At 45.6% G+C, this 15,472-nt stretch carries 13 protein-coding genes; 3 read left to right on the top strand and 10 right to left on the bottom strand.

Annotation, left to right across the window (positions count from 1 at the left end; all coding sequences use genetic code 11):
* From BOQ04_RS02380 to cobA, 10 genes are all read right to left on the bottom strand, one after another.
* A partial coding sequence (locus tag BOQ04_RS02380) for an IS110 family transposase (RefSeq protein WP_143742138.1) occupies positions 1-763 on the bottom strand: 763 nt, incomplete at its 3' end.
* Positions 764-955: 192 nt separating this feature from the next.
* Positions 956-1,399, bottom strand: a complete 444-nt coding sequence (gene cynS / locus BOQ04_RS02375; RefSeq protein WP_076023136.1) for a cyanase — start codon at positions 1,397-1,399, stop codon at positions 956-958.
* Between the two features lie 30 nt (positions 1,400-1,429).
* Entirely contained in the window at positions 1,430-2,293 is an 864-nt protein-coding gene (locus BOQ04_RS02370) for an ABC transporter ATP-binding protein (RefSeq protein WP_076023135.1), read from the bottom strand.
* A complete protein-coding gene (ntrB, locus tag BOQ04_RS02365) occupies positions 2,283-3,140 on the bottom strand; it encodes a nitrate ABC transporter permease (protein ID WP_076023134.1) in 858 nt (285 codons plus the stop codon). The genes BOQ04_RS02370 and ntrB overlap by 11 nt, the downstream gene beginning before the upstream one ends.
* Positions 3,141-3,152: 12 nt before the next feature.
* Entirely contained in the window at positions 3,153-4,529 is a 1,377-nt protein-coding gene (locus tag BOQ04_RS02360; RefSeq protein WP_076023133.1) for a CmpA/NrtA family ABC transporter substrate-binding protein, read from the bottom strand.
* A gap of 158 nt (positions 4,530-4,687) precedes the next feature.
* The gene (locus BOQ04_RS02355) at positions 4,688-5,071 is read right to left on the bottom strand and encodes an allophanate hydrolase-related protein (RefSeq protein ID WP_076023132.1); all 384 of its coding nucleotides are present in this window, start codon (positions 5,069-5,071) and stop codon (positions 4,688-4,690) included.
* Positions 5,072-5,114: 43 nt separating this feature from the next.
* A complete protein-coding gene (gene maiA, locus BOQ04_RS02350) occupies positions 5,115-5,765 on the bottom strand; it encodes a maleylacetoacetate isomerase (protein ID WP_076023131.1) in 651 nt (216 codons plus the stop codon).
* 45 nt (positions 5,766-5,810) lie between these two features.
* Complete coding sequence (locus tag BOQ04_RS02345) at positions 5,811-7,517, bottom strand: bifunctional protein-serine/threonine kinase/phosphatase (RefSeq protein ID WP_076023130.1); 1,707 nt, start codon at positions 7,515-7,517, stop codon at positions 5,811-5,813.
* Between the two features lie 78 nt (positions 7,518-7,595).
* Positions 7,596-8,822 (bottom strand): nitrate/nitrite transporter, encoded by a 1,227-nt coding sequence (locus tag BOQ04_RS02340; RefSeq protein WP_076023192.1) that lies wholly within the window; start codon positions 8,820-8,822, stop codon positions 7,596-7,598.
* Positions 8,823-8,853: 31 nt separating this feature from the next.
* Positions 8,854-9,657 carry a uroporphyrinogen-III C-methyltransferase gene (cobA, locus tag BOQ04_RS02335; protein ID WP_076023129.1) on the bottom strand — a complete coding sequence of 268 codons (804 nt, stop codon included), beginning with the start codon at positions 9,655-9,657 and terminating at the stop codon, positions 8,854-8,856.
* Positions 9,658-9,841: 184 nt separating this feature from the next.
* Here cobA and nirB point away from each other — a divergent pair, with 184 nt between their 5' ends.
* From nirB to BOQ04_RS02320, 3 genes are read left to right on the top strand one after another with little or no spacing between them, the layout of a single operon-like run.
* Complete coding sequence (gene nirB, locus BOQ04_RS02330) at positions 9,842-12,292, top strand: nitrite reductase large subunit NirB (protein ID WP_076023128.1); 2,451 nt, start codon at positions 9,842-9,844, stop codon at positions 12,290-12,292.
* On the top strand, positions 12,285-12,632 hold the full coding sequence (gene nirD / locus BOQ04_RS02325) for a nitrite reductase small subunit NirD (RefSeq protein WP_076023127.1): 348 nt from the start codon (positions 12,285-12,287) through the stop codon (positions 12,630-12,632). Before nirB ends, nirD begins: the two co-directional genes overlap by 8 nt.
* Complete coding sequence (locus BOQ04_RS02320) at positions 12,625-15,465, top strand: nitrate reductase (protein WP_076023126.1); 2,841 nt, start codon at positions 12,625-12,627, stop codon at positions 15,463-15,465. The genes nirD and BOQ04_RS02320 overlap by 8 nt, the downstream gene beginning before the upstream one ends.
* The last annotated feature ends 7 nt before the right edge of the window (positions 15,466-15,472 follow it).

Here is a 15,472-nt window from a genome sequence, read left to right as displayed (position 1 = left end):
GATAGCGTCTCAGTTGTATTTGAAAGGTTTTGCAAGCCAAGGAATCTGCCTCAACAGGTAGTCCAATGCTATGCAAGGCGGTCTCATAGAGCTCAATAAGCTTAGCCGCTTTATTAACCTTGCGGCCAATGACAGGGCTGGCAATCTGGCAAAACGCTTCTTGAGAGTGCTTCGTTACTGCGCTAGGGATGGGGAAGTGCAAAAGATAATTAATCCACCAGTCTGCGCGAGTACTGTTCCACCATTTACCCATCTCCGGAAAATATAGTGGCAGGTAATGGGTAAGGAGGGAATGCTGTAAGCGCGTGCGACTCAAGGTCACTTGATAGTAGGTTTTAGATAACTCTTGGAGATCATGATGCCCTGCAATTAATGGGTCAACATAACGTTGAATAATCCCTTGCTTAAGCAGCTCTAAAAGCACTGCAGCATCCTTGGGGTCATTTTTATCCCAGGAGTTGAACATCACCTCTCTGTACCGGGCACTAGCTACCGAGGAAATAAAACAGACTTCAAACCCCGCCGCTACCAAGCGATGCCCTAATGCGCGGTGGTAATTGCCGGTTGCCTCAAACCCAATAATGCAAGGCGGCGGTAAGCTCTTTAGAAAAGCAATAAAACGATCATGATCGGCAGCAGAATTAGCCATCCGAAAATGCTGTCGTTTACCTTCTTTAGTCTCGCTTAACACGGTATTAAAGTCCTTGGCAATATCAATTGCAATCCATGCCCCATAGGGTTTATTGTTTAAGTGGTCAGCCATAGCAATACTCCTTATTGATGATCTCGCAATCACCAGCATGGCTTAAATTGCTGCGGCTGACTACCATTCTGCATGTACTACGGCGATAAGAATACAAAATGGGCTTCATTACTAGATGATGATACTCAATGCCCAAGTTAGGCGCCGGAAAGAAAAAACCACCCGGAGGTGGCTTATTTTCGTTTACTGGAATTAGTATGTCTTGTAGGAGAGGTATTTTCCTGACAACACCACTTGCACACGATCACCCTTTGGATCTGGCTCACGCTGAATATCCATGGAGAAATCAATTGCACTCATGATGCCATCACCAAACTCTTCATGAATGAGCTCCTTGATAGTGGTACCGTACACATTCACAATCTCATACCAGCGATAAATCAATGGATCTGTTGGTACGCTGGTTGGTAACGAGCCTTTATAAGGAACAATCTGTAGCCAAGCCATTTCTTCATCAGTTAAATCAAATAAGCTGCCAGCAACCTCTGCTTGGGGCTTGGTAAAGGTCATTTGACCCAAACATGCTGCCGTTACCCACTCTTTTGATTCGCCGATTGATTTAGCGATCTCGCTCCACTTCATTCCTTTGCGAACTTTTGCCTCTATGATCTTCTGGGTTACGACTGAACGATCCATCTTTTTCTCCTTAATTGAAATCTGCGTTTATTACATTTCTGGGGTATCAATACCAGGCAATACTATGACAGGGTTGTAGCCATCCAATTCTCCCTTAGCACCCTTCATCTGCAAATCTTTGGAACGATTTACTAAAAAGTCAACCAAGTGATTGCGCATCGGGTAATACATTGAATCATGATGCATGCTCGCTCTTTTGCGTCCTTTTGGTAAGGTATTGATAACAATCTCAGCAATCCGAGCATTTGGGCCATTACTCATTAAGAGTATTTTGTCTGAAAGCAAAATAGCCTCATCAACATCATGTGTAATCATGAATACCGTCTGATGAGTTTGCTTACATATTTTCAATAACTCGTCTTGAATCACGCCACGCGTTAATGCATCCAAGGCACCAAATGGCTCATCAAGCAAGAGCATTTTGGGCTCAATTGCAAATGCTCTGGCAATACCAACTCGCTGCTTCATGCCACCAGATAACTCTGATGGCTTTTTGTTTTCTGCATTAACCAAACCAACCAATGCTAAATATTTTTTAGCATGGTCAATAATCTGGGGTTTTGACCAATTGGGATACTTGGATTTAACGGCAAAGCAAACGTTTTGTAGCACGCTCATCCAAGGCATCAAAGCGTGACCCTGAAAAACAACCCCACGCTCGAGGCTAGGCCCTTCAATATGTTTGCCCAACATAATTGCAGTACCGCTACTAGCCTCCTCTAGACCAGCCAGCACATTCAAAATGGTAGTCTTGCCACAGCCTGAGTGGCCGATGATGCAAACGAACTCACCACGCTCAATTTCAAAATTAATCCCCTCAAAAACTGGGGGCGCATCGGTCTTATAGGATTTTGAAAGGCCCTGAACCTTTAGGAAAGTGTTTTCAATCGACATAGGAAACCGCCTTTTGTAGCTTGGCGAATGCCATGTCAAGCAACATTCCCACAATACCAATCATGAGAATTGCAAAAATAACGCTGGAGAGTGATAAGTTATTCCACTCATTCCATAAAAAATATCCGATTCCTGTACCACCTACGAGCATTTCGGCAGCAACTATCACCAGCCATGCAATACCCATAGAAATACGCATTCCCGTCAAAATAGTTGGTGCGGCTGCAGGCAGAATAACTAAAAATGCCTTACGCAAAGGGGAAACCTCTAGCGTCTTGGTCACGTTTAACAATTCTTTACGAACATTGGCAACTCCAAATGCTGTATTGAGCAACATTGGCCAAATAGAACAGATAAAGATTACGAAGATTCCGGAAGCAGAAGAATCCTTGATCGTATAAAGCGCAATCGGCATCCAAGCTAAAGGTGAGATTGGTTTTAGTATCTGGATGAAAGGATTAAAAGCTTGATATGCCAATGGAGACATGCCAATTAAAAAACCAAACGGGATTGCAATAAGCATTGCCAAGAAGAACCCGAGCCCCACTCTCAGCAAAGAGTAGCCCAACTGTATGCCAATGCCTTTGTCGTTTGGTCCATTGTCATAAAAAGGATGTGAGAGCTGGGTGTATATCGTCTCACCAACCTGAGTGAGGGTTGGGAACCCCGACTTTGGAGTCGATCCGCCATCACCCTGCCCCATCAAGCTGCTATATTCATTAGCAGCAGCAGAAGTTTCCACTGATGCAGCTTTTTGAGTGGTGGCCAGATGCCAAATAAACAAACAGGTAAATAGAATACCAATTGAAAGAATGGCGCCCCTTACCTTTACAGATAACTTTTTCATTCAATATTCTGCTTATTTCTTGGCGATCGGGAAAGATTTAAGGTATGCAGCTGGCTGGCTTGGATCAAATTCTTTACCCATAATCTTGGACTTCTTATAACCCGCTTTAGCCTGCTCTGGTATAGCAATACCTGTCTCAGTCATGTATTTTCTGGCATCTGTTAACAAGAATATTTTTTCGGAAATATCTTTGTAGTTCACATCGCCTTTGATGTATCCCCAACGCTGCATTTGAGTCAACATCCATGTAGCCATGGAGTACCAAGGGATTGGGTTAAAGTCGATTCGATCGGGAACATTTTGAACGTTGCCAAGACCATCTGCAAACTTACCAGTGAGAACCTGCATTACCACTGTTTCAGGTTGATTGAGGTAATTAGGAGTAGAAATCACTTTTGCAATCAAAGGTCGATTAGCTGGATCACGAGCCATGGTGGAGGCATTCAATACTGCGCGATAGAGCGCAGCAAATGTATGGGGATTTTTCTTGATGAACTCATCTGAAGTGCCAAAGGCGCAGCAAGGATGTCCGTCCCAAATATCTTTGGTCAGCAAATGAATAAAGCCTACCTCGTCATACACCGCCCTCTGATTAAATGGATCGGGCCCAAGAAATCCATCAATATTCCCAGCGCGTAAGTTAGCAACCATTTCTGGCGGCGGTGTAACACGAATTTGAATATCTTTATCTGGATCGAGGCCAGCCTGAGATACGTAGTAGCGCAATAAAAAGTTGTGCATGGAATACTCAAATGGAACGGCAAATTTCATGCCCTTCCATTTTTTAGGGTCACGATTATCCTTATGCTTATTAGCTAAGGTAATTGCTTGGCCATTGACGTTTTGAATCGTGGCAACACGCATCTGCGCAGGATCAGAACCCAAACCCATTGACATGGAGATCGGCATTGGTGACAAGAAGTGCGAAGCATCGTGCTCTTTATTAATCATCTTGTCACGAATCAAAGCCCAGCCAGCAGTCTTGCTCAAAGTAACGTTGAGGCCCTGCTTTTTATAAAACCCCAAAGGGTCGGCCATGATTAATGGAGTTGCGCAAGTAATGGCAATAAAGCCAATTTTTAAATCCGGCTTTTCAAGTGGTGCTTTTTCTTGAGCCATCGCCTGCAAAGAATCGATTGGCAAAAAGCTCGACAACACACTCATTGCTTCACCCACGCCAACTGACTTTAGAAAAGCGCGCCTGCGACTTTCCTCGGGAAATAAGGCCTTAACGAGACTGGCTTCAATAAAGTCGGCGCTGGCCTGCTCCTCATCCACCGCCAATGCAAATTGGTCTTTTTGATGCTCTACATCCGAGGCGTGGCGACCACAGCTGCAACGACTTGAGAATAGCGGCCTATCTGGATCAAAGGGGCGATAAGGATTCATTTCAAACTCCTGCTATTGAGTAAGTTCAACGACTGAACAGATGAGCAAATTTTATCGATCGCCCCTCAAGGCAAAGCAGTCAGATGCACCAAATCAAACCGAAAGCAAAGTTGCTGCACCAAAATAGGGTTAAGCTAAAAAGTGAGGTTGGGCAGCCTTCAGCCAAGACCCCTTACATAGGATCTCCAACCACCAAACTGACTAATATCGACCCCGGAAATGATTGCTTGTGGCTCACAGATAAAGCCTTTAACCCATGCACCATCATCCAGCTCGACTGAGCCCAAACCAAGCGGATGCCCAATTAAGTTAAGAAATGAACCTACTTCAATAATTGGCATTTCATAAACCTCTAGATCTATCGCCACTCCTGCTTCAGATACTCTTACCAAACCAGGCTTAGATGGATTGGTATTTGCCAACGCATAAAGTCGATAAGAGGATGCTGTTTTGCATGCTTTAATAAAATGGCATCCCCTATCAGTTAACTGATAGTGCAGCGGCATGCCGGCAAGATGCGCCCCCACTACTGCAATTTGCATTATTTGAGCTGAGGAATGATTGGATATGATCATTGGCTAATTTTTAGATATGTGCTGGCGCGCCAGCTTGACTCAAGGGGTGCGAACTTGAAAATGCCTCTAGCCCAACACATGCCTCGTATATTTTTTGAATGCGCGGAAATGGATCGAGGCCGCACCCAAAGAACCCGGCACCAATTACATGTGACGCCAAGAATATATCCGCCAGCCCCGGTGTATCGAAATAACAATATTTGCCTGAGTGTTCTTGGGTCCTCAAAAATATCTCAATTGCTTCAAATGCGGGGAGGGCAAAACGATCGATCCATTTTTTTACCCCATATGAATCCAACCCAATATTTTCAGTCAGATAATCTCGAACGCGAGGAACCATCAAAGGATGAGCATCAGCAGCAATGATTTGGGCCAAGCCTCGTACCTTCGCTCTACCCGCTAAATCAATTGGCAACAAAGGGGGGTCTGGGAATGCTTCATCCAAGTACTCAATGATTGCCATAGATTGAAATAAAACCGTGCCATCATCGATCTCTAAAGCCGGTAAAAGACCTTGGGGATTAATTGCATGGTAGCGCTCCCCTAGATGCTCTTTACTCAATAAGTCTATTGCCACAATCTTCGCATCAATTGCCTTCAACTTCAGAGCCACTCTGACTCTGTAGGTTGCCAATGAGCGCCAGTGTCCATATAAATGCATATCAATATAACTCCATTTAGAAAACTGAGCCCAAGCTCGCAGGCATCAGCGAGAAACAATAAACAAATAGATCGCTAGGAAGTTGATTGCTAGCGATGAAATCGCAATTAACCTCCAGATCGTTAAAGCATCACGCTCAATAATGGGAGTCGCAGATGGTTTTACAATTGGATGGCTTGCTCCACGCTCGATCGCAATGAGCATCTCTTCGGCAGTTTCAAATCGATTCTGCGGGTCTCGAGAAACTGCCTTGAGTAAGATATTCTCGAACCATGCCGGTATTTCTGGGCGGTAACGAGTTGGACTAACTGGATCACTAAAGCGAGGTTTCTGAAAAGGCTCCACTTCTCCGTAGGGGTAATGTCGCGTTAGGACGTAATACAAGTTCACGCCCACTGCATAAAGATCGGTTTTTGGTGATGCTGACTCACCATCAAATTGTTCGGGAGCCAAATAAGAGGGTGTTCCAGCCCTACTGGAGATACTTACCTCGCCCCCCTCCATTCCAGTTTGCGCGATTCCAAAATCAAGAATGCGCAACTGTCCATCACTACCAAGGTGAATATTTGCAGGCTTGATATCACGGTGAAGAATGCTGCGGCGATGTAATGCCCCAATAGCTCTGACCAGTTGCTCGGCATAAGAAATCATGTCGGAGACTAAAAAGTGCTCCCCAACTCCTATGCGCTGCTCAAAGGTGGCGCCATCATGCCATGTAGTTAAGTAGTAACTATAATTTTTCTCTTGTGCTTGAACCACTTCTGGAAAGAAACGCGCAATAGCTCTTGATGCAACCCACTCCTCATGTGCAAAAGCTGCCAACTCTTCGACGTCCTTTTGACGATCTGGATTAAGTGTTTTGAGTACCAGCTTTCTATTGGCTTTAAGATCGTGCACGCGATACACCACGGTAGCCATCGACTGATGCAGAATCTCATCGACCTCTAAACCATCTAAGACTTGACCCACCCTCAATAAAGGCGGCAATGGCAGAAGCTTAGATGATGAAAGGGCATCCCTTAAGTCCTCTTCTGGCAATGCATCCACTTTAAGCACTAGGGCCGTTAAATTATCTTTAGAGCCATTTTCTAAGGCATTTTTTATGAGTTCATTTACCGTCTGCTCAGAATTTTGTTTATTTTCGGAGAAATCAGATAGGTAAAAAGAGATGTCGTATTCAGACATAGATGACCAAACCCCATCGCTCAGCAGAAGAAATACATCGCCCAGCATGATTCTTCCCATGCCATGATCAATCGTAATTTGCGTATCAAGCCCAACTGCGCGTGTCAGCACATGCTGCATCTCAGGTCGATCCCAAACGTGATCGCTGGTTAATTTGGTAAATACTTTATCGCGTAACAAATAGAGGCGTGTATCGCCAACATGAGAAAAGTAATAATAATTTCCACGCAATACTAGGGCAGTTAAGGTTGAAGCCATCCCTGCTAATTCTCTCCGAATGGAGCCCTGCTTTTGTATCCACGAATTAATGGCGGTGATAACGCGCTCTAAAGATTGCGTGACAGCCCATGTTTCGGGCGTTGCATAGTAATCTGCAAGCAGACCTCTTACGGAGTACTCAGATGCTTCACGACCACCTTCATTGCCAGAAACACCGTCTGCTACAGCAGCGATAAGGCCTTTGGTGGAAAGATCTAAACCGCTTGGAGTAACTAGTCCAACAAAATCCTCATTGCGATCTCGCACACCTGGGTTGGTAGCAAAAGCAGTCGACACAGCAAGTGGCATGTTTAAGATTCAATCTATAGAAATGGGGATTGCTATAACATTAGCATCCCCATTGAACCACGAGTAAATTGGATTAAGTTAGATTTTTGCGGAGGTCATTGCTGAGCTACCCCAAGTGGTACGCCAGCGCTTTTTCACTGCAGACAGCCCAAGCAAAGCGACTAGAGCAAGACCTGCAAAGATACTAAAGCCAAATTGATAGCTACCTGTGATTTGCTTTGAGTAGCCTAGGCTTGATGCCAAATAGAAGCCGCCAATACCACCAGCCATGCCGACAATACCAGTCATTACACCAATTTCTTTACGAAAACGCTGTGGCACTAATTGAAATACTGCGCCATTACCAGTTCCCAAAGCTAGCATTGTTACCACGAAAGCAAGCACCGCACCAAGTGCCGATTGCAAACCGAAGCTTGCCACCACTAAAGCAATCGCTGCAACGATATAAGTGCACGACAGCGTCTTAATACCGCCAATACGATCTGACAGGATGCCGCCCATTGGTCGCACAAGGGAACCAGCAAAAACACATGCAGCCGTAAAGTAGCCAGCAGTTACAGGCGATAGACCGTATTGACTATTGAAATAGATGGTTAGTGAAGAGGCCAATCCAGAAAAGCCGCCGAAAGTAACGCTATAGAAGAACATAAACCACCAAGCATCTTTATCCTTTAATACCTGTAGATACTCAACGATCGATTTAGCGGCTGGGGCATCGGGTGCATCTTTCGCAAAGGCAATGTAAATCACAAATACGATAAACAAAGGAATAAGAGCGAGGCCAAACACATTCTGCCAACCAAACATGAGCCCTAAGGTTGGCGCAAAGATAGCGGCAAATGCAGTTCCTGAATTACCAGCTCCAGCAATCCCAAGAGCGGCACCTTGATGTTCGGGTGGATACCATCTTGATGCTAGCGGCAAAGCAACCGCGAAAGAAGCGCCAGCAACCCCCAACAAGGATCCAAGTACTAAAAGATTTTGATATTGACTCAAATCACCCAGCCATGCCCAAGCCAGACTGAGCATCACAATGATTTGTGCAATCATGCCGGTCTTTTTAGGCTTGAGATAGTCCACTAAAAACCCCATCACAATTCTGAGAAAGGCGCCGGCTAATAATGGGGTGGCAACCATCAAACCTTTTTGAGCGGCCGTCAATCCCAAGTCCTTTGAAATTTGCACGCCGAGTGGCCCCAATACGACCCACACCATAAAACTCAGATCGAAATAGAGAAATGCACACAATAAGGTAGGTTTGTTACCCACCTTCCAGAAAGAGAGTTTTTCGTTTTGAGTTTTCATATTCATAGAGAGTGTCTTTAGTGGGAATGGATTAAGCAGCAGCCTGAATTGCAGCCCTCATGTTCTGGCTTCCGAGTAAATAACTTAGAGGCAATAATTCTTTTGCCTTGGATTGATATACCTCCCCTACCATCACAATAACGGGGTTGCGATCCGGAAAAATATGGCTTGGGTCAATGCTCAATAACTCAGCAAGTGAGGTACCGATCATTCTTTGATTTTCAAGGCTCACTGACTCAACCAGGCAAACAGGAGTACCCTCATCTCGACCGCTTTCGATTAGTGAATTAGCAATTTCAGGCAACTGTTCGCGACCCATGTAATAAATTGTAGTGCCAGCATCCTCGTAAGATAGGTGGCTTGACATAGTAGTTAAGGTTAATGTTCTGCTGACATTGCGAACTGTTGGGGGCTGCTTTAATGCCGCCGAAGCAGCTAAGGCTGTAGTAATTCCGGGAACAATTTCAAAATAAATATTCTCAGACTCCAATGCAGCAATTTCCTCCATGGCGCGACCAAAAATTAAGGGATCACCCCCCTTCAGACGAACAACAACAGCAAATTTTTTGGCGGCATCAACCAGCTGCTTATTAATAAAGCGTTGGGAGTTGGAATGGGCGCCGCAACGCTTACCCACTTCCACTAACTTTGCTCCCGAACACCACTCCAACATTCGTGGGTCAATTAAGGCATCGTGAAGAACAATGTCAGCACTTGCCAAAAGGCTAGCCCCCCGCACAGTAATAAGGTCAAAGGCACCAGGACCAGCTCCAACCAAATAAACCCCAGCTTGAAGCGCCTTTGATGAGAGTAGCTTGTGAATAGTGTTTTGCATAGCTTGATTAAATCAAGTGGAAATGAAGGTGACCTACTTCCATGCACCAACTTGTTGGTCAATGCACATTAACGAATGTTTATGCACTAGACTGGGGAATCAATCCTCCCTGTAGGGCATTGTTAACACCTATATTTAAAATGAAAAACCCCTTCAATTGAACTGAGATAGGCAGCGGACGACCGTGAAAAAACAAAAGTTAGTGATGATTGGCAATGGAATGGCGGGCGTCAGAACCATCGAAGAGTTATTAAAGCTCGACCCAGAGCTCTATGACATCACCATTTTTGGCGCAGAATCTTACCCAAACTACAACCGCATCCTGCTTTCTCCCGTTTTAGCTGGAGAACAAACCTTAGAGCAAATTGTTCTCAATGAGCTTGATTGGTACAAAGACAATCATATCCATTTACACCTTGGCAAAAAAATTACCAAGATCGATCGCAAGGAGCGAACTGTTACCGCAGATGATGGCACGATTGAATCCTATGACCGCCTTCTGATAGCCACAGGCTCCCTCCCTTTCATTCTGCCTGTACCTGGCAACGATCTACCTGGCGTGATTGCCTATCGCGACATCAAAGATACCAATGAGATGATCGAGGTGGCCACTAAATACAAAAATGCCGTAGTCATTGGCGGCGGATTATTGGGATTAGAGGCTGCTAATGGACTAGCACTTCGAGGCATGAGTGTGACAGTCATTCATCTTGCTGATTGGTTAATGGAGAGACAGCTCGATAAAACTGCAGCTGATTTATTGCAAAAATCATTGGAAGAAAAAGGCTTGCGGTTCTTGCTAAAGACCTCTACGGAAGCAATTTTGCCCAATGCGGCTGGCGATCGCGTTGGTTCGATTCGCTTTAAAGGCGGCCTTGAGATTCCAGCGGATTTAGTGGTGATGGCAGCTGGCATTAAACCCAATACTGCACTCGCCGAATCGGCCGGTCTACATTGCAATCGAGGCATTGTTGTCAACGACACCTTACAAACTTATGATCCACGGGTTTACGCAGTGGGTGAATGTGCAAGCCATCGCGGGACTGCCTATGGTTTAGTTGCTCCGCTTTTTGAGCAAGCCAAGGTATGCGCAAACCATTTGGCCGAACTCGGAATTGGCCGCTACGAGGGATCGGTTACCTCTACCAAATTAAAGGTGACCGGGGTAGATCTATTCTCCGCTGGAAATTTTATGGGTGGTGAAGGCACAGAAGAAATTACGCTCGCAGACCCAATTGGTGGTGTTTATAAAAAATTGGTGCTCAAAGACGATCGCCTCATAGGCGCCTGTATGTTTGGCGATACTGCAGATAGCACCTGGTACTTCAAGCTAATGCGTGATGAACAAAGCGTTGCTGAAATTCGAGACAGCTTGATGTTTGGAGAATCAAATATTGGCGATGTCGGGCACCAAGGTCACAATAAAGCAGCAGGCATGACCGATGAAGACGAAATCTGTGGCTGTAATGGTGTAAGCAAGGGGACCATAGTTAAAGCTATTCGTGAACAAGGCTTATTCACACTTGATGAAGTGAAGAAGTGCACCAAAGCCAGCAGCTCTTGCGGTTCATGCACCGGGCTTGTTGAGCAAGTATTGATGAATGTTCTGGGCACTGATTACTCGGCCACCCCCAAGAAGAAATCCATCTGCGGCTGCTCTGATCTCTCTCATGACGAGATCCGCTCAGCCATTCACTCAGATCGCCTGATTTCTCAGGAGCAGGTCCGTGAAAAGCTCGACTGGAGAACTCCAAATGGTTGCGCTACTTGTAGACCTGCATTGAACTACTACCTAATCTCCACATGGCCTCACGAAGCAATTGATGACCCACAATCACGCTTCATCAATGAGCGCGCCCACGCCAATATTCAAAAAGATGGGACTTATTCAGTGGTACCTAGAATGTTTGGTGGACTAACCACCCCCTCAGAACTGCGACGCATCGCCGATGTTGCAGAAAAATATAATGTGCCAACAGTCAAAGTAACAGGAGGTCAACGCATTGACCTCCTGGGGATCAAGAAAGATGATTTGCCGGCAGTCTGGAAGGAGCTTGATATGCCTTCTGGTCATGCTTATGGTAAATCTATTCGCACCGTAAAAACCTGTGTGGGCGATGAACATTGCCGCTTTGGCACTCAATCATCCATGAAAATGGGTGTAGAACTCGAGCGCATGCTATTTGGGATGTATGCCCCACACAAGGTTAAGCTTGCAGTCTCGGGGTGCCCAAGAAATTGTGCCGAGGCAGGCATCAAAGACGTAGGCATTATTGGTGTTGATTCCGGCTGGGAAATTTATATTGCAGGTAATGGCGGCATTAAAACGGAAGTTGCAGAATTTCTCTGTAAAGTTAAAAGCGATGAAGAGGTTCGAGAATATTCGGGAGCCTTCCTGCAGCTATATCGCGAAGAGGCTTGGTACCTTGATCGAACGGTTCATTATTTAGCGCGCGTTGGTATGGAATACATCAAACAAAAAGTAGTTGATGATGCGGAAAATCGCAAAGCGCTTTATGAAAGATTACTCTTTGATTTGAAGGATGCCCCAGATCCATGGAAGGATTTTGAGCGTGCTGGCGTGGATATCCGTCAATTTAAAACAATTCCAATTGTGGAGGTAGGTAATGTCTAATTCTCAAGCTTCACAATGGCAGAAAATCATAACGGTTGAAGATATACCAGTATTGGGTGCGCGCGTGATACAAGTACCAGCAGGAAAAATTGCTATTTTCCGAAATACCGAAGATGAAGTTTTTGCAGTCTTGGATGAATGCCCCCATAAAGGGGGCCCATTATCCCAAGGCATTGTTCATGGCAAATCAGTCACCTGCCCTCTTCATTCGTGGAATATCGATTTAACTACTGGTTGCGCCGCCGCTCCAGACGAAGGTTGCTCTAAATCCTTTGCAGTGAAAGTAGAATCTGGTGTCGTATGGCTTAATCGCAAGGAAATCCAAACTAGTCATGGCTGAGGTTAAAAGCACCTGCTGTTATTGTGGTGTTGGCTGCGGGGTAATTATTGAGACTGCAGATAATCATAGCAGCAAGGCTGAAGTAATTGGTGTACGCGGCGACCCTGATCATCCCGCCAATTTTGGAAGACTCTGTAGCAAGGGTTCAACCCTACATTTAACTGCTAATCCAGAGTTACAAAAACAGGCTCGCCTAGGTCAACCAGCTATCCGGCAAGAGCGAGGTGCGATTCCTGCCGATGTTTCATGGAGTAAGGCAACCCAAACTATCGCCAATCGATTTGCGGAGATTATTAAAGAGCATGGCCCCGAGTCTGTTGGAATTTATGTTTCAGGGCAACTACTGACCGAGGACTATTACGTATTTAATAAGCTCATGAAGGGCTTAATTGGCGCAAATAATATTGATACGAACTCTCGTCTCTGCATGTCTAGTGCAGTTGCTGGCTATAAGCAAACCTTGGGCATGGATGCCCCGCCTTGTTCTTATGAAGATATTGATGTTGCATCAACCATTTTTATTACTGGTTCAAATACAGCGTTTGCACACCCTATTTTGTATAGGCGCCTCGAGGATGCCCGCAAAAACAATCCGAATATGAAAGTGATTGTTGTTGATCCCAGAAGAACTGATACCGCTAAGGAAGCAGACCTTTACCTACAAATCCAACCGGGCACTGATGTTGCGCTATATCACGGCATGCTTCACATTATGCTTTGGGAAAAGTGGCTAGATGAATCTTATATTGCATCGTTTACCGAAGGATTTGACGTCTTAAAAGATTTGGTGAGGGATTTCACACCCAAAGCGGTTGCTGGAATTTGCGGGATCAAGGAAAAGGATCTTTATCTTGCGAGTGAATGGTTCGCAAGATCTGGCGCAACTCTTTCAATGTATTGCCAGGGATTAAATCAATCCGCATCCGGAACAGCTAAAAATGCCGCCTTAGTAAATTTACATTTGGCCACAGGGCAAATTGGCAAGCCAGGCGCAGGCCCCTTCTCTTTGACTGGCCAACCTAATGCCATGGGAGGCCGTGAGGTTGGTGGTTTGGCCAACCTACTATCAGCACATAGAGATTTGTCTAACCCAGAACATCGTCAAGAGGTAGCCGACCTATGGGGAGTTCACTCGGTCCCCGAAAAGCCTGGCCTCAGTGCTATTCCTATGTTCGAAGCGCTGCGTAACGGGGAACTTAAAGCTATTTGGATTGTGTGTACCAACCCCGCCCAATCGATGCCTGATCTTAATGTGGTGCATGAAGGTTTAAGCAAGGCTAAATTTGTAGTGGTCCAAGATGCTTATGCCAATACAGCAACGACACTGTATGCAGATGTCTTATTACCAGCAACAACCTGGGCCGAGAAAACTGGCACCGTCACAAACTCGGAGCGCAGAATTTCAAGAGTCAACCCCGCAATTGCTCCATACGAATCCTCTAAGCATGATTGGCAAATTGCGCTTGATGTTGCGAGGGCATTAGAACCGCTCTTACCGAATACCAAAAGGGATGGGGTAGAAACCCTCTTCCCCTATCTCACGCCAGAGGATATTTGGAATGAGCATCGGGCGAGCACTCAAGGACGCGATTTAGATATCACCGGCCTGAGCTACGCCATTCTGGAGGAGTGTGGCCCACAACAATGGCCGATGCCAATCGGATCGAATGCTGGCAAAAAAAGATTGTATGCCGATGGAATCTTTCCAACCAAAAATAAGAAAGCCCGCTTTATTGCTGCGCCGTATAAGGCAACCGTGGAAGCTGTGGATGCACGCTACCCTTTTGCATTAAATACCGGACGCCTCAGAGATCAATGGCACGGCATGAGTAGAACGGGGACGGTTGGAACGCTCTATGCGCACTCTCCCGAGCCCTGCATTGAAATCTCGCCAAAAGACGCGGGACGCATGAATTTAGAAAACGGCTCTTTAGTGCATGTCACCAGCAGACGTGGAAGTGAAATATTTCCAGTAAAGATTTCTGAAGATATCGCGTCATCCCAAGCCTTCATCGCAATGCACTGGGGCTCTGAATTTATTTCGGGTTGTGCCGGTAAGACAGCCGGTCGAGGCGTTAATGGTCTTACCTGCGGCGCTATTGATCCAGTATCAGGTCAACCAGAATTAAAGCATTCTGCCATCAAAATTTTGCCGACCAATTTACCGTGGCGCCTAGTGGCATTTGGTCTCTTTTCAAAAAATGTGGCATTTGCGATTCAAAATTCACTGCGAAAGACCTTGGGTGAATTTGATTCTGCGCAATGTGTATTATTCGGTAGAGAGCAAGATGGTGAATTCATCGGAGTCTCATTTAAAGCGGCACACCATTGCGATCCCGCAGAAGAACCTGAGTCACTTGCAAGCTTGGGCTTGACTCAGGTAATGCTCCAATTTCAACTCAATGATGCATCGCCTGACCCTGTCATGCGTTATCAAGATAAACGCAGAGGTGTTGTGCGTCTGGTGCGTGCAAAAGAAACCGTACTCTCTGCCATGTTGACTGGCTCAATTGACAGCCTAGCTAGCACCGAATGGCTTAGGGAATACCTTGAACGAGGACTAGACGCTAAAAGTCTTGGTCGATCCCTGCTTCTTCCGGTCAGCAAAGCCCCTGTTGAACTAAAACCCAGAGGCAAGGCAATTTGCAACTGTTATAACGTAACGGCAGAGACAATAACTGCATCTCTAGAAGAGATGCCAACTGGCACCAATCCCGACCAAGCATTGGCTATTTTACAAACCAATACCCAATGCGGCACTAACTGCGGTTCCTGTAAGCCGGAAATTAAGCAAATTATTACCTTGCATCTAAAAGCTGAACTCGCTGCATAATCTTGCA

The sequence above is a fragment of the Polynucleobacter sphagniphilus genome, assembly GCF_001953355.1.
GTDB lineage: Bacteria > Pseudomonadota > Gammaproteobacteria > Burkholderiales > Burkholderiaceae > Polynucleobacter > Polynucleobacter sphagniphilus.
Note: the sequence above shows the minus strand (reverse complement) of the source record. Positions and strands in the feature narration are given on the sequence as shown.

Excerpts from the sequence above, each read along its gene's own strand:
- maiA (WP_076023131.1), bottom strand. The coding sequence starts at position 5,765 with ATGCATTTATATGGACACTGGCGCTCATTGGCAACCTACAGAGTCAGA.
- cynS (WP_076023136.1), bottom strand. The coding sequence starts at position 1,399 with ATGGATCGTTCAGTCGTAACCCAGAAGATCATAGAGGCAAAAGTTCGC.
- BOQ04_RS02355 (WP_076023132.1), bottom strand. The coding sequence starts at position 5,071 with ATGCAAATTGCAGTAGTGGGGGCGCATCTTGCCGGCATGCCGCTGCAC.
- ntrB (WP_076023134.1), bottom strand. The coding sequence starts at position 3,140 with ATGAAAAAGTTATCTGTAAAGGTAAGGGGCGCCATTCTTTCAATTGGT.
- BOQ04_RS02360 (WP_076023133.1), bottom strand. The coding sequence starts at position 4,529 with ATGAATCCTTATCGCCCCTTTGATCCAGATAGGCCGCTATTCTCAAGT.
- BOQ04_RS02340 (WP_076023192.1), bottom strand. The coding sequence starts at position 8,822 with ATGAAAACTCAAAACGAAAAACTCTCTTTCTGGAAGGTGGGTAACAAA.
- BOQ04_RS02320 (WP_076023126.1), top strand. The coding sequence starts at position 12,625 with ATGGCTGAGGTTAAAAGCACCTGCTGTTATTGTGGTGTTGGCTGCGGG.
- cobA (WP_076023129.1), bottom strand. The coding sequence starts at position 9,657 with ATGCAAAACACTATTCACAAGCTACTCTCATCAAAGGCGCTTCAAGCT.
- BOQ04_RS02345 (WP_076023130.1), bottom strand. The coding sequence starts at position 7,517 with ATGCCACTTGCTGTGTCGACTGCTTTTGCTACCAACCCAGGTGTGCGA.
- BOQ04_RS02370 (WP_076023135.1), bottom strand. The coding sequence starts at position 2,293 with ATGTCGATTGAAAACACTTTCCTAAAGGTTCAGGGCCTTTCAAAATCC.
- nirD (WP_076023127.1), top strand. The coding sequence starts at position 12,285 with ATGTCTAATTCTCAAGCTTCACAATGGCAGAAAATCATAACGGTTGAA.